Below are 26,591 nucleotides of genomic sequence, written 5' to 3'. Positions count from 1 at the left end.
CGTCTTTTCGGGGTAGGATAACTGAATGGCATATAACAGCAAAAGACTGCGGGCTTTCTGGTTCGCCGTTGTCAGCGCTGTCGCGATAAACGCCGAACTTTCGACCGCGGCCTTGGCCGCACCTGTAGAAGCGAAGACGATTGCCGATCACTTCTCATCGGTAAAGTCCATGTCCGGGGACTTTGTCCAGTCGGGCCCAAGAGCGGAAAGGACCAAAGGGAAATTTTTCCTCCAGCGGCCGGGCAAGATCCGGTTCAACTATGCAGGCCAATCAGGGGTCAGCGTAATTGCAGATGGAAAATCCTTGGTGGTCTATAACAAGAAGCTCAAGACATCGCGGCTTTATGCTCTCTCGAAGACGCCGCTCAAGCTGCTCCTCGACAATCAGGTCAACTTTTCCGGCAATCGCCTCAAAAGTATCAAGGACGATGGCGCCCAGGTGATCATCAGGCTGGCCGACAAGTCGGCCTTCGGCAATTCGAATATCACTATGGTGTTTGACAGGGAATCGCTCGATCTACGCAGATGGACCCTGACTGACGAGAGGGGCCTTACCTCGACAGTCACCATATCCAACGTGAAGCAGGGCGTTCGCGCTCCTGCGGGCACCTTCACTATCGACTATGCCGCAAACCGTGAATTCAACACCAAAACGAAATAGTCGGCAGCGCCACGAACTGCCCGTGTAACACTACTCGGCGGCCGTCTCCGACGGCACCTCTGCCGGTGCCGAAGGCTCGGCCTCGGCATGCGGCTTGCGCCGTGAAAACAGCGACCTTAGCGTGACGTAGAACACCGGCGTCAGGAACAGGCCGACGAAGGTGACGCCGAGCATGCCGGAGAACACCGCGGTGCCGAGCGACTGGCGCATTTCCGCGCCCGGGCCCGTCGCGATCATCAGCGGCACGACGCCGAGGATGAACGAGAAGGCGGTCATCAGGATCGGCCGCAGCCTGAGCCGGCAGGCTTCGACGGCAGCCTCGGCGGCCGACAGGCCGCGTTCCTGCGCCTGCCGCGCGAATTCGACGATGAGGATCGCGTTCTTGGCGGCAAGTCCGATCAGCACGATGAGGCCGATCTGCACGAGGATGTTGTTGTCCAGCCCTCGGAACGACACGCCGAGCAACGCCGCGAGCACGCCGAGCGGCACCACCAGCACGATGGCGAAGGGCAGCACCCAGCTTTCATATTGCGCCGCCAGCGCCAGGAACACGAACAGCACCGACAGTCCGAAGATATAGACAGCGGCATTGCCGGTGTTGCGCTCCTGATAGGCGAGTTCGGTCCATTCGTAGGAGGTACCGGCCGGCAACGTCTGTGCCGTGATTGCTTCCATCTTGGCAAGCGCATCGCCGGTGGAAACACCGGGCGCGGCGTTGCCCTGCAGCGGCACGGAGACGTACATGTTGTAGCGCTGGACCAGCGCCGGGCCGGTGACGTCGCGGATCTCGATCAACGTGCCCAGCGGAACCAGCGCGCCGGTCGCCGAGCGCACCTTCAGTTTCAAGATGTCGGCGCGATCGAGGCGGAACGCCTGGTCGGCCTGCGCGCGCACCTGGTAGACGCGCCCGAAAGCGTTGAAGTCGTTGACGTAGGCGGTGCCCAGATTGATCGACAGCGTCTCGAAGATGTTGGGGATCGGCACGTTCAGGATGCGCGCCTTGTCGCGATCGATCGCCAGGAAGAATTGCGGGCTGGACGCGGAGAAGGTGGTGAACACGCCGGTCAGCCCCGCCGTCTTGTTGGCCTTGCCGGCAATTTCATAGGCAAGCGCCAGGATCTGCCGCATGTCGGCGCTGTTGCGCTCCTGGATCTGCAGCTTGAAGCCGCCGGCATTGCCGACGCCGCGGATCGGCGGCGGCGGCAGTGCGATAATGAAGGCTTCCTTGATGCTTTGCAGGCTGCCGAACAAATTGCCGATGACCTGGGTCGCGGACTGGCCGGCTTCCAGTCGCTCGTCAAACGGCTTGAACCTGGCGAAGATCACGCCCGCGTTGCTGGCATTGGTAAAGGTGGCACCGGAGAAGCCGGCGAAGGCGACCGCGTAGTCGACGCCCGGCGTTTTCTGGATGATCTGCGACGCCTGCTGGATGACGGCATCGGTCCGCGATAGCGAGGCGCCGTCCGGCAACTGGACGACGACGATCGCATAGCCCTGGTCGAGCGACGGAATGAAACCGCGCGGCACCGTCTGAACCATATAGACCGTGGCGTAGATGAGGGCCGCGAAAACGGCCAGCGTGGCGGCGATCGCTATCCGCGAGCCGACCAACACGCGCACGATGCTCGAATACCAATGGGCGACCTTGTCGAAGCCGCGATTGAAGCCGTCGGCGAGCGCCCGTCCAAACCGCTCCAGGAAAAAGCGCGGCGGCGCCGCAGCAGTGTGGTGCGGCTTGAACAGCAGCGCGGCCAAGGCCGGCGAGAGCGTCAGCGAATTGAATGCCGAGATCGCCGTCGACACCGCGATGGTGATCGCAAACTGCAGGTAGAACTGCCCGGAAATGCCGGGAATGAAGGCTGTCGGCACGAACACCGCTATCAGCACCAGCGAGATCGCGATGACCGCCGTTCCGACTTCGTCCATGGTCAGATGCGACGCCGGATTGGGCGCCAACCCCCTGGCGATATTTCGCTCGACGTTCTCGACCACGACGATCGCATCGTCGACGACGATGCCGATGGCCAGAACGAGGCCGAACAGCGTCAGCATGTTGAGGGAGAAGCCGGCGGCGTAAAGCACCGCCAGCGTGCCGATCAGCGACACCGGGATGGCCACGATCGGCACGATCGCCATGCGCCACGATTGCAGGAAGACGATGATGACGATGATGACCAGCACCATCGCCTCGAGGATCGTCTTGTAGACCTCCTGGATCGACTCGGCGACGAACTCGGTCGGATTGTAGACGATGTCGTAGCTCAATCCCTTCGGGAAGTCCTGGGAAAGCTCCTTCATCTTGTCCTGGATCTCCGCGGCTGCGGCGAGTGCATTGGTGCCTGGCCGCTGGAAGATGGCGAGCGCCACCGCCGGTTTGCCGTTGAGATAGGAGTTGGTGACGTAATCCTTGGCGCCGAGCTCGATGCGCGCCACGTCCTGCAGCTGGATCAGGCGGCCGTCTTCGGCCGATTTGACGATCACGTATCGGAAGTCGCGTGCGTCGTTGAAGCGGCCTTGCGTGGTGACCGTGTACTGGAACGCCGTGCCGGTATTGGTCGGCGGCGCGCCGATGGAGCCGCCCGACACCTGGACATTCTGGTCGCGCAGCGCCTGCACCACATCGCCCGAGGTCATCCCCAGGGCGGACAGTTTTTCCGGATCGAGCCAGATGCGCAGCGAATATTCGCGTTCGCCGAAGATGATGAGGTCGCCGACGCCGTCCAACCTGAGCAGTATGTCGCGCACCCGCGAGCGGGCGTAGTTCGAGACGTAGAGCTGGTCGTAGGTATTGTCGGGCGACAGCATGTGCACGACCATCATCAGGTCGGGCGAGCTCTTGATGGTGGTGATGCCGAGGCGGCGGACTTCTTCGGGCAGGCGCGGCTCGGCGACCGACACGCGGTTCTGTACCAGCACCTGCGCCTGGTCGAGATCGGTGCCTAGCTTGAAGGTGATGGTCAGCGCCATCGCCCCGTCGCCGGACGAATAGGACGACATGTAAAGCATGCCCTCGACGCCGTTGATCTCCTGCTCGATCGGCGTTGCCACCGTCGCTGCGACCGTCTCGGCGTCGGCGCCCGGGTACTGGGCGCGAACGACGATGGTCGGCGGCGCGATCTCGGGATATTGCGCGATCGGCAGCTGGGTATAAGCAATCCCGCCGAGGATCAGCAGGACGATCGAAACGACCGATGCGAAGATCGGACGGTCGACGAAGAAATGGGCGAACCTCATTGCTGCAACCCGGCGGTGTCGACCTTGGGCGGCAACGTCACCATCTCGACTTTCACCTTGGTGCCGGGCCTGGCGTGCATCAGCCCATTGACGATGATCGTCTCGTCGCCGGTCAGGCCCGCGCGGATCACCCGGTAGCCGTCGAGAAGCGGGCCGGTGCGCACGGGCTTCGCCGACACCATCCCAGCCTCATCCACCAGGTACACGATGCGGCGATCCTGATCGGCGCCGACCGCCTCGTCGGGCACCAGGACGCCGCTATGCGGCAGCGACCCCGGCACGTTGATGCGCCCGAACATGCCTGGCTGGAGAACGCCGTCGGCGTTGGCAAACCTTGCACGCACCCGCATGGTGCCGGTCGCGTTGTCGATCCGGTTCTCGGCAAAATCGAGCTTGCCCCTGAATACCGCCTCCGCGCGGTCGGCGACGCGAACCACCACCTCGAGCCCGCCGGCGCCTTCCTGCATGCTGCCGCCGCGCTCCTTCGCGTCGCGGGCGTAGCTGAAATACAGGCGCTCATCGACGTCGAAATAGAAGTCGATCGGGTCGCGCGTGACGATGGTCGTCAGCAAGGTGGAATCCGGCTGCACGAGGTTGCCGACCGACACCAGCCGGCGGTCGATGCGGCCGGACAAGGGCGCCTTGATCTCGGTGAACTCCAGGTTCAGGTTGGCCGTCGTCAGCGCCGCCGTCGCGCCCTGCATCTGCGCCTGCGCCGAAAGGTATTCCCGCCGGCGGTCGTCGACCGTCGCGGCCGAGATATTGCCGGTCTTGGCGAGTTCATCGGCGCGATCCAGCTGCATCTTGGAGAATTCGAGCAGGGACTTGGCGACGTCTACTTGCGACTTGGCGGCATCGTAGGCCGCCTGGTACGGACGCTGGTCGATGGTGAAGAGCAGGTCGCCCTTGTTGACCAGTGCGCCGTCCTGGAAGCTGATCTTGTCCAGATAGCCGCTGACGCGCGAACGGATGGCGACCTCGTCGACGGCTTCGAAGCGCCCGACGAACTCGTCGTCTTCGACGATTTCACGCACCACCGGCTTGGCCGCCGTCACCACCGGCAGTTGCTGGTCCTGCGCAAACGCGTTGCTGCTGAAAGCCATGCCGAGCAGGAATGCCACTGGGACGGCGGAGCGGGCCAGCCAGCCGACCGATCGGCTGGGTCGCCCGCTTGCGTCGCGATGCGATTGCCGATTCCCTGAAGTGTCCATTTGCGTCCCCGCTAGCTGGACCCGGAGGTCGGGTGGTTCTCTTCTATATTTAAGGTTTCTCGTCGAGACCAGAGCACTGCAGTATTGTGCATGGCAACATAATCATTTTCCATATGGACTGAAATGTCCACCCTGTGGCTGCCCCGCCATCTGGCTAGTTCGCCCAGAACCGGCCCATCCGCTTCCGGCCCATCTCAGCCGTCATCGGCGCAAGCTGATTTGGACCGAGCGCCGGATCCTGCGGCTTACTCGATCAGTTGCGGCTGTTGAGATGCCGCACCCTTCGCAGTTGCGGAAACAGCACCGCCCACAGTCCGGCGACGGCAATCGCACCGACGCCGCCGATCACCACCGCCGGCACGGTGCCGATCAGCGCCGCCATGGTGCCGGCGCGGAACTCGCCGACTTCGTTGGAGGCGCCGACGAAGACCTGGTTGACGGCGTTGACGCGGCCGCGCACCTCGTCGGGTGTCCACAGCTGGATCAGCGTCTCCCTGATATAGACGCTGAACATGTCGGTGGCGCCGAGGCCGGCAAGGGCCAGGATCGACAGCCAGGTGATGGTCGAGACGCCGAACAGCACGGTGAAGGCGCCGAACCCGGCGACGAAGCCGAGCATGATCTTGCCGGCACTGTCGCGCAGCGGATGCCCGGCAAGCCAGACCGCGACACAGATGGCGCCGATGCCGGGCGCCGAGCGCAGCAGGCCGAGGCCCCACGGGCCGAGTTCCAGAATATCGCGGGCATAGACCGGCAGCAGCGCCGAGGCACCGGACAGAAGCACGGCGAAGAGGTCGAGCGAGATGGCGCCCAGGACGATCTTCTCGCTCCAGATGTATCGGAAGCCGGCAAACAGCGTCTCCATCGTCGGCTTGTCGGTGGCGCTCTGCTGGGCCGGTTTCGGAATGGTGAAGATCAGCAGACCGGCCACCAGCATCAGCACGGAGGCAACGGCGTAAGCGGCTTCGGCCGAGACGCCATAGAGCAGGCCGCCGGCGACCGGGCCGACAATGGTCGCCGTTTGCCAGGCGGACGAGTTCCAGGCGATCGCATTGCCGAAATCTTCCGGCGGAACAAGGTTGGCGAACAGCGACGACGAGGCCGGCCCATAAAAAGCGCGCGCCAGGCCGAACATAGCCAGCACGATGAAGATCGGCAGCGGGCTGACGAGACCGCGCAGCGTGAAGTACAACAGGACAAGCGCACAACCTGCCTCGACTACCGTCGCCAGCGCCATGATCAGGCGGCGGCCGAAACGGTCGGCGACAACGCCGGTGACCAGCACCAGCAGCAGCGACGGCAGGAACTGGACGATGCCGACAATGCCGAGATCGAAGGGATCGCGCGTCAGATCATAGATCTGCCAGCCGACGGCGACGGACACGATCATGGTGGCGAAGGTGGTCAGGAAACGCGCCGCCCAATAGCTCAGGAAGGAGCGATGGCGGAAGGCGGCGTAACGCCGGTCAGGCGGTGTATGGGAATGGGATGTCATGGATACAGGCCCCGTTGCTTGCATTGGCCGGCGGGGCACTTCCCGGAAATGGGCGCTGTTCCGGCCAATGAAACTTATCAAAGTTCGGGGCGCGTATGCGTGAAAATCGGGCCTGGATCAAGTGGTTTTCCAGCCGCTCGCCCGATTGCACGCGGACGTTACTGCCTCAGCGCGGCGGTGATGGCGTCGAGGCCGCCCTGTAATTCCGCCTCTTTCGGCCAGCCGAAACCGACGCGGAAGAAGCGCTTGGGCATATCGAACCAGTGGCCGGGACCGACATAGGTGCCGTGGTTTTCCAAGAGATTGACGTAGAAACGGTCGAGGTCGAAGTCTGGACTGACATTGAGCCTTGGAAATCCGACGACGCCGCCTTGTGGCCGCACCCAGTCGACCAGCGGCTCGCGGTCGATCCAGTCTTGCACGATGTCGCGGCGTTTCGCCATCTCGGGCAGCAGCGCGCCCAAGAAAGCGTCGCGGCGCCCCAGCATGCCGCGCGCAATGCCTTCGTCGATGACGCTGCCGCAAATGCCGATCTGCTCCTTGGCGGCGAGGAAGCGCTCCTGCAGTTCGGCATCGCTGGTGATCAGCCAGCCAATGCGGATGCCGGGAATGCCGAAGGCTTTCGACAGCGACGAGACGCTGATCGCTTTGGGGCTGAGAGAAGCCGCCGCCGGCAGGCGCTGTCCATAGGAGAGGTCGCGATAGGTCTCGTCGACCAGCAGATGGCAGCCGCTCGCTTCGGCCAGCGCAATCAGCGCGTCGAGATCGGCCCGGCCCATCATCGTGCCGGTCGGGTTGTGCGGGCAGGTGACGCTGATCAGCTTGGTGTTCGGTTGCATGCTGGCGGCGACGCGGCCGAAATCGATGGCAAAGCCTGCGTCGAAATCGAGATCGACATAGGAGATGGCGCAGCCGATCGCCTTGGGGGTCTCGATGTTGGTGGCGTAGTTCGGCCGGACGACGACAAGATGGTCGCGCTCCGACAGAAGCGAGGTCGAAATGATGAAGAGCGCGCCCGCCGCACCGGCGGTCACCAGAACATCGTCAGCGGAGATGCCTTTGTCTTGCGCCGCGATCAGCGCCCGCAACTCCTTGTCGCCGCGATGCTCGCCGTAGAACAGCGTGAGATCCGGCAGCGACAGGCCGACGTCGGAGAGTTTCTGATCGGCGATCGAGCTTTCGGAGAGATTGAACCGAATGCGATCGTAGCCGTATTCCTCCGGCGCCTCTTTCTCGATCACCATTCTGGCGTAGTTCATCGCTGCTCCCCCAAAGCAATCTCTGTGGTGTATCCAAGCCACAAAAGCACGAAGCCTGCCAAGGCTCATTCGCCGGCAGGCTTCTGTTCCAGTCGTCCAAACGATTGGCTCAGGGCCGAGGCGCTGATCCCACTCAGGCCGGAACTTTGGCCTTCCGACCCTTGGCTTTCGCCGGCGCGGCCACTGCAGCCTTGCGGCCGAGGCCGATCGACTTGGCCAGCTCGGAGCGCGACGCCGCGTAGTTGGGGGCAACCATCGGATAGTCGGCCGGCAGGCCCCATTTGGTACGATAGGCTTCCGGCGTCAGGTTGAAATGGACGCCGAGATGGCGCTTCAGCGATTTGAATTTTTTGCCGTCCTCGAGGCAGATGATGTAATCCGGCGTCACCGACCGCTTGGGATTGACGGCCGGGATCTGCGGCGCCGCCACTGGGGCTGGCGGCTGGCTGAGCCCGCCGATCGACGCCGCAACGCTGGCGATGAGATCGCTCAGGCCGGCAACGGGCAAGCGGTTCTTCTCGACGTAAGCGGACACGATATGGGCGGTAAGCTCGAGCAGGTCGATGTCCTTGTCAGAGTCGTTGCTGTCGTCGGCCAATTTATCTCTCCGTCGCTAGGGGGGTGGCGGAAACTCCCAGAGTGGTCCCAGCGGAGCCGGAAATCCGCTCTAGTCATTTGTCTTGCCGCATATGTGCGGTTGCGCCAGATGATTCCATCCGGTGCCACCGATCTAATCGCCAAATCTGCGTAACGCAATGACTTCGTATCGCGCCACACGTCATTTTGAACAACTATACTGAATTTTAATACTATCAGACGATCAGCGCCTTGTCGCGCCATAGTCGAAAACCGCCCTCGAAAGCGCGCGTATTGTCGCCGCGCCTGGATGTGGCGGGCAATTCATCCAGTCTGTCGACATTGCCGCCGCCGATGACGACATAATCCGGCTGCAGCGCCGCACGCAGCCGCTCGACGACGTCGACAACGTATTTGCGCCATTTTTTCTTGCCGTATTTCTCCAGGCCGCGCTCGCCGACATAATCTTCGAAACTGCCGCCCTTGCGGTACGGCAGATGCGCCAGTTCCATTGGCTGGCCGACATTGTTGAGGATCATCGCCGCGCCCAGGCCGGTGCCGAGGCCGAGGAACAGCATGCGCCCGCCATCGTAGCTGCCGATCGCCTGCAGCAGCGCGTCGTTGACGACCTTGACCGGCTTGCCGAAGGCGGCGGCAAAATCGTAGCCGTCCCAGCCCTTGCCGAGATTGGCGGGATCGAGCGAAGGCCTGTTGTGCCTGACCGGGCCGGGATAGCCCATCGAGATCACGTCATAGGGCAGCCCTTCGGCCAGCGTCTTCACCGTGGCGACCATCTGCTGCGGCGTCAGATCCGGTCCGGAATCGGCCCGGCGCATCTCGCCGCCTGCGCTGGTGAGGATTTTTACGTGCGAGCCGCCGACATCGATCGTCAGCACGATCGGTTCCGCCTTGGCCTTCGCGGGCCTGGCTGCCTTGGCCATGTCGTTTCCTCCGCTCACTTGGCGCGTTCCCCGTTTCAGGGAAACGGGGGAATGCTCCAACTCTTTGTTTTTACGCAATTCCGGACGGAAAAACCGCTCGCACTTTCCTGGAATTGCTCAAGTCGGATTGATCCAGCCGTTGGGCGGCCCGAAGCTGGCCATGGCGTCGGCAGGCCCCCAGGTCTTCGGCTCATACATATGCGGCGGCGTGGTGTCGCCCAGCACCGGGCCGACGATGCGCCAGGCAAGCTCGCTGGCATCCTGGCGGGTGAACAATTGGCCATTGCCGTTCATGGCATCGCCGATCAGCCGCTCATAGGGCGGCATGTCGCCCTTCGAATCGTCGAGCGCGGTGAGCTCGACCTGCTCGCCGACCATATCGTCGCCGGGCGCCTTGCGTTGCGCGCCGATCGAGATCGCCACCTGCGGGTCGATGCGGAAGCGCACGTAATTTGCGTCGCTGGGCTTGATCGGATCGAAGACGTCGAGCGGCGGCCGCTTCAGCCGCACGATCACTTCGGTCACATGCACCGGCATGTTCTTGCCGGTGCGGATGAAGAACGGCACGTCCTGCCAGCGCCAGGTGTCGACCATGAAGCGCACGGCAGCAAAGGTTTCGACCGGCGAGTTCGGCTTCACGCCGGGTTCAGCGAGGTAGCCGGTGAACTGGCCGCGCACGACGTCGTCCTTGGTCAGCGTGCGGATGGCGCGCAGCACCTGCACCTTCTCGTCGATCAGATCGTCGGCCGAGCGGCCGACCGGCGGTTCCATGGCGAGCAGCAAAAGGATGTTGAGCAGATGGTTCTCGATCACATCGCGGATAGCGCCGACATCGTCATAGAATTTGCCACGGCCTTCGACGCCGAAGTCCTCGGCCATGGTGATCTGTACGCTTTCGACGAAGTTGCGGTTCCAGATCGGCTCGAGAAAGGAATTGGCAAAGCGGAAATAGAGCAGGTTCTGGATCGCCTCCTTGCCGAGATAGTGGTCGATGCGGAAGATCGACTGCTCTTCGAACACCAGATGCAGCACGCGGTTCAGCCAGCGCGCCGATTGGAGATCGTGGCCGAACGGCTTTTCCACCATCAGCCGCGCGCCATGCGCGGTACCGGATTGCTCCAGCCCCTGGACAACGGTCTCGAACATGGTCGGCGGCACCGCCATATAGTGCAGCGGCCGCTGCGCCGAGCCGAGCGCCGTCTTCAGCTTCTCGAAGGTCGCGCCGTCGCGGTAGTCGCCGCTGACATAGCGCAGCAGACTGGCGAATTTGGCGAAGATCTTTTCGTCGATCTTGCCGAGAGCGTTGACGATGCCGTCGCGGGCCCGCGCCTGCAATTGGTTGATGTCCCAGGCATCGAAGGCGACGCCGATCACCGGCTCGGTCAGCGTCCCCTTGGCTACCATCTGGTAGAGGGCCGGAAATATCTTCTTGTGGGCAAGGTCGCCGGTTGCTCCGAAGAGCACCAGCGTGTCGGACCGTTCCGGGCTCATCTTGCGCGTCTCCCCTGCGGCCTTCACTTGCCGGCCTTCGGCTTTTCGACATGGCCGCCAAAGGCATAGCGCATGGCCGACAGCAGCTTGTCGGCGAATTCGGATTCGCCCTGCGAGGAGAAGCGGTCGAACAAAGCCGAGGACAGAACCGGCGCCGGCACGCCGGTGTCGATCGCCGCCTTCAGCGTCCAGCGGCCTTCACCGGAATCGGAGACGCGGCCGCCGAACTGGGCCAATGCCGGGTCGCTCTTCAGAGCGCCGGCGGTGAGGTCGAGCAGCCAGGAGCCGATCACACTGCCATGGCGCCAGACCTCGGCCACCTGCGGCAGGTCGATGTCGAACTGATAGTATTGCGGGTTTTCCAAAGGGCTGGTCTCGGCGTCGGCAGTGCGCTGTCTTTTGCCGGCATTGGCCGATTTCAGGATGTTCATGCCTTCGGCGTAGGCGGCCATGACGCCATATTCGATGCCGTTGTGGATCATCTTGACGAAATGGCCGGCGCCGCTCGGTCCGCAATGCAGGTAGCCAAAGGGTGCGGTCCCGCCCGCCTTGTCGGGCGTGGCGCCGGCATCGGCGCCGGGCGCCAGCGTGGCGAAGATCGGATCGAGGTGTTTGACCGCCGTATCGGGGCCGCCGATCATCAGGCAGTAGCCGCGCTCCAAGCCCCAAACGCCGCCGCTGGTGCCGACATCGACATAGTGCAGGCCCTTGGCCGCAAGCTCGGCCGCCTGGTCGACAGCGTCGTGATAATAGGAATTGCCGCCGTCGATAATGATGTCGCCGGGCTCCATCAATGCTGCCACCTGGTCGGCGATCTTGCCGGTGATCGCCGCCGGCAGCATCAGCCAGGCGCTGCGCGGCTTGGAAAGCTTGCCGACGAACTCCTCCATCGATGCGGCGCCGATGGCGCCATCGGCAACCAGGGCGGCAACGCTTGCCGGGTTGATGTCGTAGACGACGCATTGATGGCCGTCGCGCATCAGGCGGCGCACCATGTTGGCGCCCATCCTGCCCAGTCCCATCATTCCGATCTGCATGGTGTTGTCCTAGTCGCTTGAGGAAAGAAATTGCTGGCGAGTTAGTTCTCAATGCCGACGGTGAAGTCGACATTCTCCCAACGGTCGCCGTCGGGCCAGAAAAAAGTGAAGACGATCGTATTACCTCGCGGAATATCGGTCACCGGCAGATCCGCCATATGGACGCCAAAGACATTCACGGACGTGTTGATTTCATGGCTGGTCTGCCACTGGTCGCCGCTCCAGCGGATCAGTGCCGGCTGCAGCAGTTCAACCCGCAGCGTCTTGCCGGCTTCCATGGTGCGCAGCCTGTTGTTGAAGCGCCATATCCTCAGCGGCGAGCCGGTCTTGTCCCTGACATAGCGCTTGACGCCTTGCGGCGGCATGTCGAAGACGGCGCCGTCGCGGAGCGAGCGCAACAGCTTGATGTGTTCCGAATGCGCCCAGACCAGCGGCATGGCGCTGCCCGACGGCTTGCCCAGCCACAATTCGCGCTCCGGTATGTCGGCGCCGTCCCAGACCTGTTCCGGCAGCAGACCGCCCACCCCAGCCGAAGCCTCGAATGTGTCGAGCAGGCTTGCCGCCTTGTCCTTGCGGCCGGCGGCCAGCTCGTAGTGAGCGCGTTCGCCGGCCAGCAACGGCCAGGGTCGGCCCTGGCCGTTGCCGTCGAAGGGGGCGCCGTCGGCGTGTTCGCCATAACCGTCGCTGGTGTAGCGGTACCATAGAGGCCCTTGCGGCAGGTCGCAGCGCAGTTGCGCGTCGATGATCTTGACCGTGCCGACGATGCGCGGATCGTCCGCGGCCCTGAGGCCGAAGCGGACCAGCGCCAGCGCGTCCGGGCTGACAATCGCTTCGGCCGGCTTGTCGGTATCGCCCGGCGGACGGTTCTTGATCGGTACGAAGCCGTCCTTCGGCGATGCGGCGCCTGAAGCGTCGGCCGGCGCGATGCGGATGTAGTACCCGTCGACGCCAGCCTCGTGGCACTCCGGTGTGCCGCTGACATAGGTCCAGCGCTCGATCTGGTCGTTCCAGCAATCTGCGACCTCGCGCAAATAGTTAGCCGGCTCGGGTTTGCCGTTGACGTCGAACAGATCGGCGGCGCCAAGCAGTGCCGATATTTCGACGGCGAGCGTGAATGGGCTGTAGCCCGCGTCCTCTTCCCAGCGGTCCTGCCCGGTGACGGGGCCATTGCGCACGATATAGGACGCTGCTTTCTCGACCATCGGCATGAAGGCGGCGAGCTTTGCGCGCGGCAGGTGGCCGGCGCGGTGCAGCGCATCGGCAAGCAGCAGCGGGAAGGCGCATTCGTCCATCTGGATGCCCGGCCAATAGAGCGAGCCGTCGAGCCACACATTTTGTGGCCAGTGGCCGTCCGGCTGCTGGATGGAACGGAGATAGGCGAGGATCTCAAGCGCCTGCGCCGGATCGCCGGCGGCGAGGAAGCCGCCCGCAGTTTCGACGAGGTCGCGCGGCCAGACCAGATGATATCCGCCAAGGTCGTCGTCGCCCTTGCTGAACCCCCAGGGGATCGACAGGCTGGCGACGGCCGCACCGGGCCTCGCCAGCGACAGGTGTGTCGCCAGCACCGCTGTGCTGACGCGGTAGGTGTTGAGGCCGGATGCATCATGGTGGTCGAGCGCCGTCAGGCCTGCCTGCCATTTCCGCCATTTCGCGACATAGACCTTTGCCGCCGGCTCAAACCCGCGTTTCAGGCTGGCGGCGGCGTTTTCGGCCGCTTCATCCGGCGTTGCCCCAAACCCAAGCGCAAGCAAGGCTTTGCTGTTGCGTAAGGAAAAGCCGATCTCGCCGGTCAGCGCGACATTGCCGTCCTCCGCCCTTTGGCAGGCCGGATTGAGCCGGCCGGCGCGGCTGAGTTGCTGCCAGCCGTCGGAAAAGCCTGCATAGCCGGCCGAGCAATCACCCCAGGGCAGCGAGGATGCAAGCGCCAGGCAGGTGCCGCGCCCGGACGCGAACAGCATCGGCCTCCCCTTGTGCTCGTCGGTCCAGGCGGTGTTGCCCATGCCGGCATTGACCAGATGCGGCGCCAGCAGGGCGTAGACGCGGTAGTCCGTGGCCACGCCCTCGAGTGCCGTGAAGCTGGTTTCCTGCAGCAAGGCCGGGCGCGCCGGATCCGCCAGGATGCGCTTTTCGATCTGGTAACGCGCCGTCGCGTTGATCAGCCGGTAGGCGGGCACGCCGTCCTCGAACGGCTCGATGGCATGTGTGGCGTCACGCTTCTCCTCGGAAAACCAGCCGCCGGGACCGGTGACCAGCAGTCCCATGTCGCGCGTGCAGGCGCTGTCGAGGCCGGGATAGTAGACTTCATTGACGATGCCATGGCTGAGCGTGAACCAGACGCGGCTCGCCGTCGAAAGCGCGGCACCTACGCCGCTCTTGGCGCTTGACGTCCAGCGCGCCGGAATTCCGGGCGCGCCCATTCTTTTGGGTGCACTGGGGGGAAGGGTCGGCGGCGTCGCTGCCATGCATGGTCTCCTGGGCCCTTCCCTAGACCAGCAGGCGAAGGCTTTTCAATCATCGCACCTGAAGTTGATCGCCAAAGCGTAACCGATCGCAGTTGACAAGCGAGCTCATCTGCATTTGTCTGACAATAGATAAAAAACAGGCAGCCAACGCCAAAACCATCAGCAACAGTCGGCGGGGCCGACAATCCATGGGAGGATTATGACATGAAGAAACTGCTCGTCCTGAGCGCTCTGGCGGCGATGCTCGCCTCGGGCACGGCGCTTGCCGACACCAGCGGCAAGAAGATCGCCTTCTCCAACAATTACGCCGGCAATTCGTGGCGCCAGGCGATGCTCGACAGCTACGGCATCGTCACCAAGAAGGCGGTGGAGGACAAGATCGTCGGCGCCGCCGACATCTTCACCACCGCCGACAAGGAAGTGCCGACGCAGGCTGCCCAGGTGCAGAACCTGATCCTGCAGGGTTATGACGCCATCGTCATCAATGCCGCATCGCCGGATGCGCTGAACGGCGCCATCAAGCAGGCCTGCGATGCCGGCATCGTCGTCGTCTCCTTCGACGGGACGGTCACCGAACCTTGCGCCTACCGCGTCGTCGTCGACTTCAAGGACATGGGCAAGCAGGAAGTCGAGCAGATGGCCAAGTTCCAGCCCAAGGGCGGCAATTTGCTGGAAATCCGCGGCCTTGCCGGCACCTCGATCGACGATGCCATCCATGCCGGCATCCTCGAAGGCGTCGCCGCCCATCCCGAGTTCAAGATCGTCGGTTCGGTGACCGGCGACTGGGACCAGACGACGGCGCAGAAGGCGGTCGCGACGATCCTGCCTTCGTTGCCCGACATCGTCGGCATCGTCGACCAGGGCGGTGACGGTTATGGCGCGGCACAAGCCTTTGCCGCCGCAGGCAAGCCGCGTCCGACCATCATCATGGGCAACCGCCAGGACGAGCTGAAATGGTGGAAGGAGCAGAAGGACAAGGATGGCTACCAGACCTGGTCGGCCTCGATCGCGCCCGGCGTGTCGTCGCTGGCCTTCTGGGTGGCGCAGCAGGTGCTCGACGGCCGCACCGACATTCCGCATGACCTTTTGGTGCCGTATCTCGCCTTTACCCAGGACAATTTCGAGACCGAGCTGCCGAAAATCAAGGAGGGCGGCGTCGCCACCCACGAATACAGCCAGCAAGACGCAATCGCGGCGATCAAAGCCAATATCAAGTGATGCATTGCATTCATTGCCAGCGGCATGACCGACCGGATATCGTTGAGCATGCCTGAGGCCAATACGGACATCATCAGACTGGGCGGCGCCGAAAAACATTTCGGCGCCGCCCATTTGGACATCATCAGGCTTAACGGCGCCGAAAAACATTTCGGCGCCGTTCGGGCGCTTAACGGCGTCGACTTCCATGTTGTATCAGGCGAATGCGTCGGGCTGGTCGGCCACAACGGAGCCGGCAAATCGACGCTGATGCATATGGTGGCCGGTACGCTGCAGCCCGATGGCGGTGAGATCGCGGTGCGTGGCAATGCCGAAACCGACTACTCGGTGGCGCGCGCGCTGAAACTCGGCATACGCTGCGTGTTCCAGGAACTGTCGCTCTGCCCTAACCTCAGTATCGCGGAGAATACGCGCATCAACCATCCGGCGCTCACCGGCTTCGGCTGGCGACGCAAGGCGGCTGCTCTCATTGCCGCCAAGCTGGACGAAATCTTTCCGGATCACGGCATCTCGGCAGACGACATTGCCGGCGATCTCTCCATCGGCCGGCGGCAGATGGTCGAGGTGGCGCGCGCCTTCACGGTGACGCGCGATCCGCTCGACTTGGTCATTCTCGACGAGCCGACCTCTTCGCTGGACGCGCATACTGCGGGCCAGCTGCTTGCCTTCGTGCGCCGTTTCGTAGCCACCGGGGGCAGCTGCATCCTGATCTCGCATGTGCTGGGCGAGGTGCTGCAGAATGCCGACCGCATCGTGGTCATGCGCGACGGCAAGGTGGTCGCCACGGACGTTGCAAAAGCGTTCGACCGCGACCGGCTGGTGGCCACCATGGGCGGCGCGGAAGCGCGCGAGAAGATCGCGGCGGAGATCGCCGCCAGGTCGGCGGCGGGCCCGCTCAGGGTGCGGGCGCGGCCCGAGCGGCAGCAGGACGGCAAGGAGCTTGTCGCTCGCGCCGGCGAGATCATCGGGCTTGCCGGGCTTGCCGGCCATGGCCAGACCGACCTGTTGCTGGCGATCTTTGCCGCCGCGACGCGTAGAAGGCTTGATATCGAGGTGACCGCCCCGGTGGCGCTGGTGGCCGGAGACCGCCAATCGGACGGCATTTTCCCGCAATGGTCTATTGCCGAAAACATCGGCATCCGCTCGCTGGCGCGGCTGCGCAAAGGGTTGCTGATCTCGCCGCAGCGCGAGGCCGAGCTTGCCGAGTTCTGGAAGCAGAAGATCGGCATCCGCACGCCTGACATGACCAACAACATCTTCTCGCTGTCCGGCGGCAACCAGCAGAAGGCGCTGTTTGCCCGCGCACTGGGTTCCGATGCGCAGATCGTGCTGATGGACGATCCGATGCGCGGCGTGGACATCGGCACCAAGCTCGAGGTCTACGATCTCGTGCGCGAGGAGGCGGCCAAGGGCCGGACCTTCCTCTGGTACACCACCGAGACCGAAGAGCTCGACAATTGCGACCACATCCATGTCTTCAAGAACGGCCGCATCGTCGCCAATCTCACGCGCGACGAGCTGACCGAGGAAAAGATCATCCAGTCCTCATTCGGCGACGCGGCCTGAGATGACGGCAGTCGCTCCCGGCCCTACGTCCTCGCCGCGCAGCAGCGCGGCCCGCGCGCGCCTGCTGCGCAGCCTGTTGCCGGCGCTGTCGCTGGCGCTGGTGGTTATCGCCATCGCCTGGCTCAACCCACGCGCCATCAGCTATTTCGGCTTCAGCCTGATGTTGAACCTCGCTATTCCGATCGCGCTGGCGACGATCGCCCAGATGTTCGTCATCGCCGGCAATGAGCTCGATCTGTCGATCGGCACCTTTGTCGGCTTTGTCGGCTGCGTCACCGCGACCTGGCTGAAGGACGCGCCGCTGCTCGGCGTGATCATCCTGCTCGGCTCCATAGGCGTTTATGCGCTGCTCGGCGCACTGATCCATCTGCGCAATCTGCCGTCGATCGTGGTGACGCTGGGCATGAGCTTCGTCTGGCAGGGGCTTGCCATTCTGGTGCTGCCCAAGCCCGGTGGCAAGGCGCCGGACTGGCTCTTGTCGCTGATGGCCTTCAAGCCGCCCTTCATTCCGTTCCCTATCATCGCCGCGCTGGCGATCGCAGCGGTGGTGCATTTTGGGCTGATGCGCACCTCCTATGGCGTCATCCTGCGGGGATCCGGCGGCAATCCGGCGGCGCTCAGGCGCGCTGGCTGGTCGCTGCTTCGAACCAAGATCGTGCTGTTTGCGCTGACCGGCCTATTCGGCGTTCTGTCCGGCATGGCGCTGATCGGCATCACCACCTCGGCCGACGCTAATATCGGCAATGGCTACACGCTGCTGGCGATCGCCGGCGTCATCCTCGGCGGTGGCGAGTTCGTCGGCGGCCGGGTATCGCCGATTGGCGCCGTGCTCGGCGCGCTGACACTGGCGCTGGCGGCATCGCCTCTGCTCACCTTCATGCACATTCCGCCGGATTGGCAGGTCGCCGCCAACGGCGCCATCCTGATCATCGTGCTGGCAGCCCGCGTCCTGATCAGTCGCAGGGAGAGATAGCGATGACATTTGTGAAACCGCTGGCCGCCAAACCCTGGATCTGGTCGTTCATCGGCGCGATGTTCGTCTGGCTGGCGACCATCGCTTTCACCGGCGGCTATGGCGGCGGTGGCATGGTCACGGCGGCACTGTCGCTGGCGGTGTTCACCGTCATCGTCGGAGTCGGCCAAATGTTCGTCATCACGCTCGGGCCAGGCAATGTCGACCTGTCGCTGCCGGCCAATATCGGGCTCGCCAGTGCCGTCGCCATGAAGGTCATGGGCGGCAGCGATTCCATGATCGTGGTCGGGCTGCTCGCCGCGCTCGCCTGCGGCGCTGCCATCGGTGCCGTCAACTATCTCCTGATCTGGGCGCTGAGGATCCCGCCGATCATCGCCACTCTGTCGGCCAGCTTCATCATCCAGTCGATCGACATCAGCTATGGGCGTGGCCTGCAGATCAAGCCGCCGCCCGGCTTTGCCGATTTTGCCAACTGGCAAATCCTAGGCATTCCAGTGCTGGCGATCCTTACCGTATTGTTCACCATCGGTGCGGCCATCGCCTTGCAGCGCATGATCTATGGCCGCTCGGTGCTGGCGATCGGCCAGAACATCCGCGCCGCGTGGCTTGCCGGCGTCAATGTCGGCCGCACCCGCTTCCTCACTTACACGCTGTCGGGCGCGCTCGGCGGCATGGACGGGGCGCTGCTCGCCGGCTATTTCCGCGGCGCCAATGTCGATATCGGCAACGAGTACCTGCTGGCCTCGATCGCCGTCGTCGTCATCGGCGGCACCTCGGTCGCCGGCGGCAAGGCCAATGTTCCCGGTGTCTGGGGCGCGGCGCTGTTCCTGGTGCTGCTTCTGACCATGCTCAACACGTTCGGCGTCAGCGCCGGCGTTCGGCTGTTGCTGACCGGGCTGATCATCGTCGGCGTTATCACCGTAGCCGGTGGCGAGAAGGCGGTACGCTAGCGCCGGCTCCTGCCAGCGACACCGCCAAATTTGACCATGTGGACAAAAGTCCGCACCCGTTCCATAGTTCCGCGTCTGATTTCGGAACAGCCGGCTCGACACGGCTGTCAAACAGAGGGGCACTAGATGGAAAACCGGAAAAACAAATCGCAATCGACCGGCCTGTCGCGGCGCGACGTGCTGGAACTCGGCGCACTTGGCCTGGCCGCAGCCATGCTGCCGGGTGCAGCCTTCGCCAAGGACAAGAAGCTGAAGGTGGCGGCGATCTTCGCCACGCCGATCGAGGAGCCGTGGGACAACCAGATCCACGTCGCCCTGCAGAAGGCCGAGAAGGAACTCGGCATCGAATACAAATGGTCGGAAAAGGTGCAGACCGCCGATTTCAGCCGCGTCATGCGCGAATATGCGCAAGGCGGGTACCAGCTGGTGCTGGGCGACGCCTTCGCCGCCGAGCGTGAATCGCGCCGCACGGCAAAGCAGTTCCCGAAGACGGCATGGCTGTTCGGCTCGGGCGCCGGCCCGGCCGAGCCCAATTTCGGCGTCTTCGACAACTGGATCCACGAGCCGGCCTATCTCTCCGGCATGATCGCCGGCAAGATGTCGAAGTCGGGCACGATCGGCGCGGTGGCGGCCATGGGCATTCCGGAAGTGAACCGGCTGGTCAACGCCTTCTTTGGCGGCGCCAAGGAGGTCAATCCCAACATCAAGAAGAAGGTCGCCTTCATTGGCTCGTTCTTCGATCCGCCCAAGGCCAAGGAAGCGGCGGTCGCCCAGATCGATGCCGGCGTCGATGTCATCTATGCCGAGCGCTTCGGCGTCATCGAGGCGGCGGTCGATAAGAAGATCCTCGCCATCTCCAACATGTCCGACCAGTCGAGCCTCGGCCCCGACACGGTCATAACCGGGCCGGTCTGGGACATGTACCCGACGGTCGAGCAGGCGATCAAGCTGGTCAAGGCCGGTGTCTTCACCGCGCAGGATTATGGCGATTTCTCGCGCATGGCCAAGGGCGGGTCGTTCCTGGCGCCCTACCATAAATTCGACAAGACGCTGCCGGCGGATGTGAAGGATCTGGTCGAGAAGAAGAAGGCCGAGATCCTGGAAGGCAATTTCCGGGTGGATGTCGACGAGAACACGCCGGTTTCGGATTAGCTCGGCGTACCCCTCCCCCTTGAGGGGAGGGTGGCCCGCAGGGCCGGGTGGGGTCCTCCGCGAAGTGCTCCATCCTGCTAAGTCATAGGTTGAGGCAGTTGAGGTGACCCCACCCGCCTCGCTTCGCTCGGCACCCTCCCCTCGAGGGGGAGGGGTATCTCCGCAGGAGCACCTTTGTCCGCCCCTCTCATCGAAATGCGCGGCATCACCAAGAGCTTCGGCGCCGTCAAGGCGAATGAGGCTGTCGATCTAAGCGTCGCCCCAGGTGAGATCCTCGGCCTGCTGGGCGAAAACGGCGCCGGCAAGACGACGCTGATGAATGTGCTGTTCGGCGCCTATGCGCCGGATGCCGGCGAAATTCTTATCCAGGGCAAGACCGTGCGGATCACCAGTTCGGCCGATGCGCTGGCCGCCGGCATCGGCATGGTGCACCAGCATTTTCATTTGGCGCCAAGGCTGACGGTCCTGGAAAACCTTCTGATTGGCATTCCCGGCAAATCCGGCCGCATCGACCGCGCCGGCGGACTTGCCCGGTTGTCCGACATCAGCCGTCGGCATGGGCTGACGCTGGACCCCAACCTGCCTGTCTCCGCGCTGTCGGTCGGCGAGCAGCAGCGGCTTGAAATCGTCAAGGCGCTGTTTCGCGGCGCCAGGCTGTTGATCCTTGATGAGCCAACCGCGGTGTTGGCGCCGGGCGAGGTCGACGGGCTGTTTTCGGCGCTGCGCTCGATGGCGGCGCAGGGGCTCGGCATCATCTTCATCTCGCATAAATTGAACGAGGTGCGGGCGCTCACCCATCGCTGCACCGTATTGCGGCACGGCCGCGTCGCCGGCCGTGTCGACGATCCGGCGAACACGACATCGGCAGAAATGGCGCAGCTGATGTGCGGCCATGAGATCGTGCCGGCGGCAAGAGGACCTTCGACCCCAGGCGCGGCGGTGCTGACGCTCGACGGTATTTCCACCTCACGGCATTCGGGGACGCCGCTGCGCGATGTATCGCTTGCCGTTCGCGCGGGCGAAATCCTCGGCATTGCCGGGGTCTCCGGCAATGGCCAGCGGGCGCTGGCCGAGGTGATTTCCGGCACGCGCGCGCCCGACGCCGGCGCGATGACGATAGCCGGCAAACCTGTTACGCGGTTCTCGCCGCGCGAGGTGCAGGCGCTCGGCCTTGGCCGCATCCCGGAAGACCGTATGACGACCGGGCTGGTCACCAATCTGCCGCTCGCCGATTCCATGGTGTTGCCGCGCATTGGTACTGCGGCTTTCAGCAGCCGGGGCCTGCTCAAGCCAGATGCGATCCGCGCCTTCGCCGAAGAACAGATCAAGGCCTATGACATCAGGTGCCCCGGGCCGATGACCCGCGCCGGCGCGCTGTCGGGCGGCAATCTGCAGAAGGCGCTGCTGGCGCGCGAACTGGCTTTCGACCCGAAGGTGCTGATCGTCTCGCAGCCGACGCGCGGCCTCGACATCGGTGCCGCCCGCTTCATCCACGAAAAATTCCTCGACATGCGTGCCAAGGGCTGCGGGATCATCGTCATCGGCGAGGATCTCGAAGAGCTGCTGGTGCTCTGCGACCGCATCGCGGTGATGTATGAGGGCCGCATCGCCGGCACGCTGGACAGCGCCGATGCGACCATCGCGCGGCTTGGGCTGCTGATGACCGGGGCGGAGGGCAGAGCCTAGATGGACTTTCTCACTCGGTTCCTCGCAGAAACCTCAAATAATACTGCCCGCTTTTGGCTGACTTTAAGCGTCAGCGCTGCCCCTCACCTGCCTGCCGGCATCCTCTCCCCGTATAGAGGCGGGGAGAGGGGCTCTCACCCATGGTTTCGCCAATCACCACAGCTGCAAGAGGGGAGTTGCATAGGGCCCGGATCCCTTCTCCCCGTGTCTATACGGGGAGAAGGTGCCGGCAGGCGGATGAAGGGCGGCGCGACCGTCTGGGCGGCGGAGGGGCATAGCTGATGTTCCGCCTCGAAGCCCGCAGTTCCACCCCCGCCTGGTTCAATCTCGCTTTGCCGCTGCTGGCCATCGGCGCAGCGCTGGTCCTGTGCAGCGGCCTCATCGCGCTGGCCGGCGCCGGCGTGCTTGAGGCCTATGGCGTGATGCTGTCGGCCTCGTTCGGCGACAGCTATGCCATCACCGAAACGCTGGTGCGCGCCGCCCCGATGATCTTCACCGGGCTGGCTGTGGCCGTCGCCTTCCGGGCCAAATTCTGGAACATCGGCGCCGAGGGCCAATTGCTGGCCGGCGCCGTGGCCAGCTGCTTCGTCGGCGCCATCCCAATGCCGGGCGCGCTGGCGATCCTGTCGATGGCGCTGGCCGGCGCTGCTGCCGGTGCCGCTGTCGCGCTTGTGCCGGCGACCCTGCGAGTGAAATTCAAAGTCGATGACGTCGTCAGTTCGCTGCTGCTCAATTCGGTCATCTACTATGCGCTAATGGCGCTGATCGAGGGGCCGTGGAAGGACTCGTTCAGCGGCTATCCGATCTCGCCGCCGATCGAGGATTCGGCGAATTTCCCGGTGCTGCTCGAAGGCACAAGGCTGCATCTGGGTGTCATCGCCGCGTTGATCGCGGCACCGTTGATCTGGTTCCTGATCGTGCGCACCACGCTCGGCTTCCGGATCAGGGTCACCGGCGAAAGCCCGGAAGCCGCCCGCTATGGCGGCATCCACGTCGAGCGGGTGCTGATTTCGACGGCGCTGCTGTCGGGCGCGCTGGCCGGGCTTGCCGGCGTAGGCGAGGTCGGCGGCGTGCATTTCCAGGTGATGAGCGACATTTCGCCGGGCTATGGCTATTCCGGCATCGTCGTTGCCATGCTGGCCAGGCTCAATCCGCTCGGCGTCGTACCGGCGGCGATCTTCCTGGCCGCCGTGATGACCGGCGCCGAAGCGATGTCGCGCGCCACCGGCGTGCCGGCGTTCCTCAGCGATGTCATCCAGGGCACGGCGCTGCTCGCCATGCTGGTGGCGCTGCTGTTCACGGCCTATCGCATCCGCCGCGTCGGTGCCGCCTTATGAGCGCGGTGTTCGAACAGATCTTTCAGGTCGGCTTCCTCGCCGCCATTATCCGCATCGCCACGCCGCTGGCATTTGCCACGCTGGGCGAGATGTTCTCCGAGCGGGCCGGCGTGCTCAATCTCGGTATCGAAGGCATCATGCTGCTCTGCGCGATGACCGGCTTCACCGCCGCCAGCCTCAGCGGCAGCCTGTGGCTCGGCGTGCTGGCCGCGGTGTTGACCGGCATGGCGATGAGCGCGCTGCATGCGCTGTTCACCGTGGCGCTCGGCCTCAGCCAGCATGTCTGCGGCATCGGCGTTACTTTGTTCTCGTCCGGCCTTGCCTATTTCCTCTACCGTCTGACCTTCGGCCAGCAATCGGTGCCGCCCAGCATCAAGGGTTTTCAGACGGTGCCGATCCCGCTGCTGTCGGATATTCCGGTTCTGGGGTCAGCGGTTTTCAACCAGTTTGCGCTGGTCTACTTGGCAATCATTGCCATCCCGCTCGCTGCTTTCGTGCTCTACCGCACGCCTTGGGGGCTGTCGGTGCGGATGGTCGGCGAGAACCCGCGCGCCGCTGATTCCGCTGGGGTCAGCGTCATCGCCACGCGCTTCCAGGCGGTCATCCTCGGCGGTGCGCTGATGGGGCTTGCGGGCGCCTTCCTCACCATGGCACAGTTCAACGCCTTCACCTTTGGTGTCGTGTCGGGCCGTGGCTGGGTGGCGATCGCGCTGGTCGTGTTCGGCCGCTGGGACCCGTGGCGCTCTGCGGGCGCGGCGCTGCTGTTCGCCTTCGTCGATGCGCTACAATTGCGCATGCAGGCGAGCGGCCTCGGGCATATTCCCTATGAGACGTTCTTGATGCTGCCGTTCATTTTCACCATCGTCGCGATGGCCGTGATGTCACGCAACGCGGTTGCGCCGTCGGCGCTGCTGAAGCCGTTTCGACGAGAAGAGCGGTAAGCGAGTAGGACTTGGCGCCCTTCCTCTCCCCCGATCGACGGGGGAGAGGAAGGGCGCCAAGCCTGGGATACTCACATCGCCGTAAAACCATTATCGACAAACAGATGCGTCCCGTTAACGAAGCTGGACTCATCGCTGGCGAGGTACAGCGCTGCCTTGGCCACTTCCTCCGGCTCACCGATGCGGCCCTGCTGTGCGGCCAATGCGGCGTCCGACACGTCGACGCCGAGCTTGCCGAGATCGGCGACCTCGCGCAGGCCGTGCGGCGTGCGGATGAAGCCGGGACAGACGGCGTTGCAGCGTATGTTGCGGTCGCGGAATTCGACTGCGATGGCGCGCGCGAACATGTGGCAGGCGCCCTTGGTGGTGTCGTAGAGCACCTCCATGGGTGTGGCCGCCACAGCCGAGATCGACGAGGTGCAGACGATCGAACCGCCACCGGCAGCGATCATGCCCGGCAACACGGCGCGCGTCATCAGGAACATCGAGCGGACATTGACCGCATGCAGCCAGTCCCATTCCTGCACTGTGGTCTCCAGGAACGGCTTTATCACGATGGTGCCGGCATGGTTGAACAACACCGTGGCCGGGCCGAGCCTGACCGTCGCCGCCTTCACTGCGGCCTCGACCTGCGCCTCGTCCGAGACGTCGGCCACCCAGTGTTCGGCGATATGTCCCCGCGCGCGTATCGCCGCCGCAGTGGCTGCCGCCGCCTCGCCATTGCGGTCAATGATCGCCACCTTGGCGCCTTCGGCGGCGAACAATTCCGAGGCCGCTCCGCCCATTCCGGTCGCGCCGCCCGAGATGATTGCAATCTTGCCGGCTAGTCTTGTACCCATGTTCTGTTCCCCGTTCCCGATCGAAATGATCCGCATTTACGCCGGAATGGCGATGCTATCGCCTATGCAGACGTCGGCCAAGCTTGTCGCTCGCTTGTCGCCAACAGGGGGCTCCCAGCAATGCCAAACCAAATAATAAGGAATACTGAGAAAATCGTTCTACATATCCCCAAAAAATAGCACTCGACAAAGTCTACTGATTTTATAGATTAATCCGCAAAACGGAGGTCGATATGTCCTATATCCAGAACGCCGAGACAGACCGCACCAGCCAGAGGCTGGCCAATAGCCAGGCTTTTCGCCCGGCCTATGCCGGCGCTTTCGCCTATCTCGTCTTTGCCCTTGCGTTCGTGTTCACCGGGGCAGTCGTGCTCGGCTTGATTCCCTGACCGATCAGGCCGAAAGGGTGGCGACCTAGCGCTTTCAGTGAGTGACCGGAGTTGATGAACCGAACGCGGACGCGCTTTGGCGCTGATGCTTGTTTTTACGCATGTCGTCGTCTCAAAACCGGGGGCGACATACATCCAACGTGATGGAGGAGATGGCAATGCCGATCGAGTTCACGCATGTTCCCGGTAAAACGCACGCCGCCGATGCCGGTTCGGCCGTACCGTTCTTCTATGATTTCGTCGAGACGGCGACCAAGCTGTCGCTGATCGAGGATTCCGGCTTCCAGAACATCGTCGTCGACGACCCGGCCGGGCTGTTGACCAATATGGACATCGCCGCCCAGGCGCTGGACCGCACCTCGTCGCTGGAAGTGGTGCTGACGCACTGGGCCGGCGTGATCGCGCCAGCCGTTGCGGCGCGGCAACTGGCGGCGCTCGACGCCAGGAGCGGCGGCCGGCTGGCGCTGAGGATGCTGAGCGAGCCGCTGGATGACGACGATGCCGAGACGCGTCCGGTCGGCCACACCGTGGTCTGGCAGCGCATCGACGAATATCTGGTGCTGCTGAAGCGGCTGTGGTCGAACGACCGGCCCTTCGACCATGAAGGTGCATTCTACAGCATCAAGGGTGGCTATGTGCCGCGCAAGGGGCCGCATGGCGTCGACGTGATCATCCGCATGGGTGGCCAGTCCGGCACCGCGCTCAAGGTCGCCGGCCGCCATGCCGACGTGTTTGAACTCACGGCTGGTTCGCTCGACGAGATCCGCCAGCTGATGGAACGGGCGCGCAGCGCCGCCGCCGAGCATGGCCGCGCCGGCAAGCTGCGTTTTGCGCTTCCGGTCCGGGTCCGCTCGGAGGGTGGCGCCTCTACCGTCGGCCACAAGGCGGTCGAACTTTCCGGACCACCGGCGCAGATCGCCCTGTCGCTGCTGCCCTATGCGGCGCTGGGCATCAGCGAGTTCATGATCGTCGGTGTCGACCGGCCGCGCGAGATCGCCAGCGTCGGCCGCGAGACGATCGCGCTCTTGCGCAACTCGCTGGCACGCCGGGAGGCGGAGGTGCCGCAGCCCGGCGCGTTTGCCTCGCGGGGCGGGTCGGATATTCACGCAGGGTGAATTTGCGGGTGGAATGAAAGCTATTTCGTAGCGTTCCGTCACACCCCCCTCTGCCCGG

The 26,591-nt window shown here is 63.9% G+C and carries 21 protein-coding genes; 11 read left to right on the top strand and 10 right to left on the bottom strand.

What is annotated here, in order from left to right:
- Positions 1-25: 25 nt before the first annotated feature.
- Positions 26-661 (top strand): LolA family protein, encoded by a 636-nt coding sequence (locus tag NLY36_RS14265; RefSeq protein WP_023687739.1) that lies wholly within the window; start codon positions 26-28, stop codon positions 659-661.
- A 30-nt stretch (positions 662-691) separates the two neighbouring features.
- On the opposite strand, the gene NLY36_RS14260 is transcribed toward NLY36_RS14265, so the two are convergent.
- The 9 genes from NLY36_RS14260 to NLY36_RS14220 all read right to left on the bottom strand — a co-directional run bounded on the left by NLY36_RS14260 (position 692) and on the right by NLY36_RS14220 (position 14,367).
- On the bottom strand, positions 692-3,895 hold the full coding sequence (locus tag NLY36_RS14260; protein WP_023736799.1) for an efflux RND transporter permease subunit: 3,204 nt from the start codon (positions 3,893-3,895) through the stop codon (positions 692-694).
- The gene (locus NLY36_RS14255; protein ID WP_050591550.1) at positions 3,892-4,998 is read right to left on the bottom strand and encodes an efflux RND transporter periplasmic adaptor subunit; all 1,107 of its coding nucleotides are present in this window, start codon (positions 4,996-4,998) and stop codon (positions 3,892-3,894) included. The genes NLY36_RS14260 and NLY36_RS14255 overlap by 4 nt, the downstream gene beginning before the upstream one ends.
- 361 nt (positions 4,999-5,359) lie before the next feature.
- A complete protein-coding gene (locus tag NLY36_RS14250; RefSeq protein ID WP_023670472.1) occupies positions 5,360-6,601 on the bottom strand; it encodes an MFS transporter in 1,242 nt (413 codons plus the stop codon).
- Between the two features lie 158 nt (positions 6,602-6,759).
- A complete protein-coding gene (locus NLY36_RS14245) occupies positions 6,760-7,860 on the bottom strand; it encodes an aminotransferase class I/II-fold pyridoxal phosphate-dependent enzyme (RefSeq protein ID WP_023736801.1) in 1,101 nt (366 codons plus the stop codon).
- Positions 7,861-7,993: 133 nt separating this feature from the next.
- Positions 7,994-8,458 (bottom strand): Ros/MucR family transcriptional regulator, encoded by a 465-nt coding sequence (locus NLY36_RS14240; protein WP_023687743.1) that lies wholly within the window; start codon positions 8,456-8,458, stop codon positions 7,994-7,996.
- 214 nt (positions 8,459-8,672) lie between these two features.
- On the bottom strand, positions 8,673-9,377 hold the full coding sequence (locus tag NLY36_RS14235) for an ROK family protein (protein ID WP_023736802.1): 705 nt from the start codon (positions 9,375-9,377) through the stop codon (positions 8,673-8,675).
- A 117-nt stretch (positions 9,378-9,494) separates the two neighbouring features.
- Complete coding sequence (zwf, locus tag NLY36_RS14230; protein WP_023736803.1) at positions 9,495-10,868, bottom strand: glucose-6-phosphate dehydrogenase; 1,374 nt, start codon at positions 10,866-10,868, stop codon at positions 9,495-9,497.
- Positions 10,869-10,891: 23 nt separating this feature from the next.
- Positions 10,892-11,905, bottom strand: a complete 1,014-nt coding sequence (gene gnd, locus NLY36_RS14225) for a phosphogluconate dehydrogenase (NAD(+)-dependent, decarboxylating) (protein ID WP_023683928.1) — start codon at positions 11,903-11,905, stop codon at positions 10,892-10,894.
- Between the two features lie 41 nt (positions 11,906-11,946).
- The gene (locus NLY36_RS14220; protein ID WP_023736804.1) at positions 11,947-14,367 is read right to left on the bottom strand and encodes a glucan 1,4-alpha-glucosidase; all 2,421 of its coding nucleotides are present in this window, start codon (positions 14,365-14,367) and stop codon (positions 11,947-11,949) included.
- A 204-nt stretch (positions 14,368-14,571) separates the two neighbouring features.
- Between NLY36_RS14220 and NLY36_RS14215 the strand changes: the two genes are divergently transcribed.
- The 8 genes from NLY36_RS14215 to NLY36_RS14180 all read left to right on the top strand — a co-directional run bounded on the left by NLY36_RS14215 (position 14,572) and on the right by NLY36_RS14180 (position 24,190).
- Entirely contained in the window at positions 14,572-15,585 is a 1,014-nt protein-coding gene (locus tag NLY36_RS14215) for an ABC transporter substrate-binding protein (protein WP_023736805.1), read from the top strand.
- A 48-nt stretch (positions 15,586-15,633) separates the two neighbouring features.
- On the top strand, positions 15,634-17,151 hold the full coding sequence (locus NLY36_RS14210) for a sugar ABC transporter ATP-binding protein (RefSeq protein WP_023736806.1): 1,518 nt from the start codon (positions 15,634-15,636) through the stop codon (positions 17,149-17,151).
- 1 nt (position 17,152) lies between these two features.
- Positions 17,153-18,124, top strand: coding sequence for an ABC transporter permease (locus NLY36_RS14205; RefSeq protein ID WP_023694460.1), 972 nt, complete (start codon positions 17,153-17,155; stop codon positions 18,122-18,124).
- A gap of 2 nt (positions 18,125-18,126) precedes the next feature.
- Positions 18,127-19,074, top strand: a complete 948-nt coding sequence (locus NLY36_RS14200) for an ABC transporter permease (protein ID WP_023736807.1) — start codon at positions 18,127-18,129, stop codon at positions 19,072-19,074.
- Between the two features lie 126 nt (positions 19,075-19,200).
- Positions 19,201-20,226, top strand: a complete 1,026-nt coding sequence (locus tag NLY36_RS14195; RefSeq protein WP_023736808.1) for a BMP family protein — start codon at positions 19,201-19,203, stop codon at positions 20,224-20,226.
- A gap of 174 nt (positions 20,227-20,400) precedes the next feature.
- Positions 20,401-21,912: an ABC transporter ATP-binding protein gene (locus tag NLY36_RS14190; RefSeq protein WP_023736809.1), complete on the top strand. Its 1,512-nt coding sequence runs from the start codon at positions 20,401-20,403 to the stop codon at positions 21,910-21,912.
- A gap of 281 nt (positions 21,913-22,193) precedes the next feature.
- Positions 22,194-23,249 carry an ABC transporter permease gene (locus NLY36_RS14185; RefSeq protein WP_023683937.1) on the top strand — a complete coding sequence of 352 codons (1,056 nt, stop codon included), beginning with the start codon at positions 22,194-22,196 and terminating at the stop codon, positions 23,247-23,249.
- Entirely contained in the window at positions 23,246-24,190 is a 945-nt protein-coding gene (locus tag NLY36_RS14180) for an ABC transporter permease (protein ID WP_023694455.1), read from the top strand. Before NLY36_RS14185 ends, NLY36_RS14180 begins: the two co-directional genes overlap by 4 nt.
- A 71-nt stretch (positions 24,191-24,261) precedes the next feature.
- On the opposite strand, the gene NLY36_RS14175 is transcribed toward NLY36_RS14180, so the two are convergent.
- A complete protein-coding gene (locus tag NLY36_RS14175) occupies positions 24,262-25,029 on the bottom strand; it encodes an SDR family NAD(P)-dependent oxidoreductase (RefSeq protein WP_023698402.1) in 768 nt (255 codons plus the stop codon).
- Positions 25,030-25,262: 233 nt separating this feature from the next.
- Here NLY36_RS14175 and NLY36_RS14170 point away from each other — a divergent pair, with 233 nt between their 5' ends.
- Both NLY36_RS14170 and NLY36_RS14165 read left to right on the top strand, forming a co-directional pair.
- Positions 25,263-25,418, top strand: coding sequence for a hypothetical protein (locus NLY36_RS14170; protein ID WP_023670454.1), 156 nt, complete (start codon positions 25,263-25,265; stop codon positions 25,416-25,418).
- Positions 25,419-25,576: 158 nt separating this feature from the next.
- Positions 25,577-26,533 (top strand): LLM class flavin-dependent oxidoreductase, encoded by a 957-nt coding sequence (locus tag NLY36_RS14165; protein WP_023726079.1) that lies wholly within the window; start codon positions 25,577-25,579, stop codon positions 26,531-26,533.
- Positions 26,534-26,591 lie beyond the last annotated feature (58 nt).

The sequence above is a fragment of the Mesorhizobium sp. C399B genome, from assembly GCF_030323185.1.
Lineage (GTDB): Bacteria > Pseudomonadota > Alphaproteobacteria > Rhizobiales > Rhizobiaceae > Mesorhizobium.
Note: the sequence above shows the minus strand (reverse complement) of the source record. Positions and strands in the feature narration are given on the sequence as shown.

Bases quoted from the DNA above. Each gene is read 5' to 3' on its own strand.
- NLY36_RS14265 (WP_023687739.1), top strand. From the start codon at position 26: ATGGCATATAACAGCAAAAGACTGCGGGCTTTCTGGTTCGCCGTTGTC.
- NLY36_RS14185 (WP_023683937.1), top strand. From the start codon at position 22,194: ATGTTCCGCCTCGAAGCCCGCAGTTCCACCCCCGCCTGGTTCAATCTC.
- NLY36_RS14245 (WP_023736801.1), bottom strand. From the start codon at position 7,860: ATGAACTACGCCAGAATGGTGATCGAGAAAGAGGCGCCGGAGGAATAC.
- NLY36_RS14220 (WP_023736804.1), bottom strand. From the start codon at position 14,367: ATGGCAGCGACGCCGCCGACCCTTCCCCCCAGTGCACCCAAAAGAATG.
- NLY36_RS14200 (WP_023736807.1), top strand. From the start codon at position 18,127: ATGACATTTGTGAAACCGCTGGCCGCCAAACCCTGGATCTGGTCGTTC.
- gnd (WP_023683928.1), bottom strand. From the start codon at position 11,905: ATGCAGATCGGAATGATGGGACTGGGCAGGATGGGCGCCAACATGGTG.
- zwf (WP_023736803.1), bottom strand. From the start codon at position 10,868: ATGAGCCCGGAACGGTCCGACACGCTGGTGCTCTTCGGAGCAACCGGC.
- NLY36_RS14250 (WP_023670472.1), bottom strand. From the start codon at position 6,601: ATGACATCCCATTCCCATACACCGCCTGACCGGCGTTACGCCGCCTTC.
- NLY36_RS14215 (WP_023736805.1), top strand. From the start codon at position 14,572: ATGAAGAAACTGCTCGTCCTGAGCGCTCTGGCGGCGATGCTCGCCTCG.
- NLY36_RS14205 (WP_023694460.1), top strand. From the start codon at position 17,153: ATGACGGCAGTCGCTCCCGGCCCTACGTCCTCGCCGCGCAGCAGCGCG.
- NLY36_RS14235 (WP_023736802.1), bottom strand. From the start codon at position 9,377: ATGGCCAAGGCAGCCAGGCCCGCGAAGGCCAAGGCGGAACCGATCGTG.
- NLY36_RS14260 (WP_023736799.1), bottom strand. From the start codon at position 3,895: ATGAGGTTCGCCCATTTCTTCGTCGACCGTCCGATCTTCGCATCGGTC.
- NLY36_RS14170 (WP_023670454.1), top strand. From the start codon at position 25,263: ATGTCCTATATCCAGAACGCCGAGACAGACCGCACCAGCCAGAGGCTG.
- NLY36_RS14210 (WP_023736806.1), top strand. From the start codon at position 15,634: ATGCCTGAGGCCAATACGGACATCATCAGACTGGGCGGCGCCGAAAAA.
- NLY36_RS14195 (WP_023736808.1), top strand. From the start codon at position 19,201: ATGGAAAACCGGAAAAACAAATCGCAATCGACCGGCCTGTCGCGGCGC.
- NLY36_RS14175 (WP_023698402.1), bottom strand. From the start codon at position 25,029: ATGGGTACAAGACTAGCCGGCAAGATTGCAATCATCTCGGGCGGCGCG.
- NLY36_RS14165 (WP_023726079.1), top strand. From the start codon at position 25,577: ATGCCGATCGAGTTCACGCATGTTCCCGGTAAAACGCACGCCGCCGAT.
- NLY36_RS14180 (WP_023694455.1), top strand. From the start codon at position 23,246: ATGAGCGCGGTGTTCGAACAGATCTTTCAGGTCGGCTTCCTCGCCGCC.
- NLY36_RS14255 (WP_050591550.1), bottom strand. From the start codon at position 4,998: ATGGCTTTCAGCAGCAACGCGTTTGCGCAGGACCAGCAACTGCCGGTG.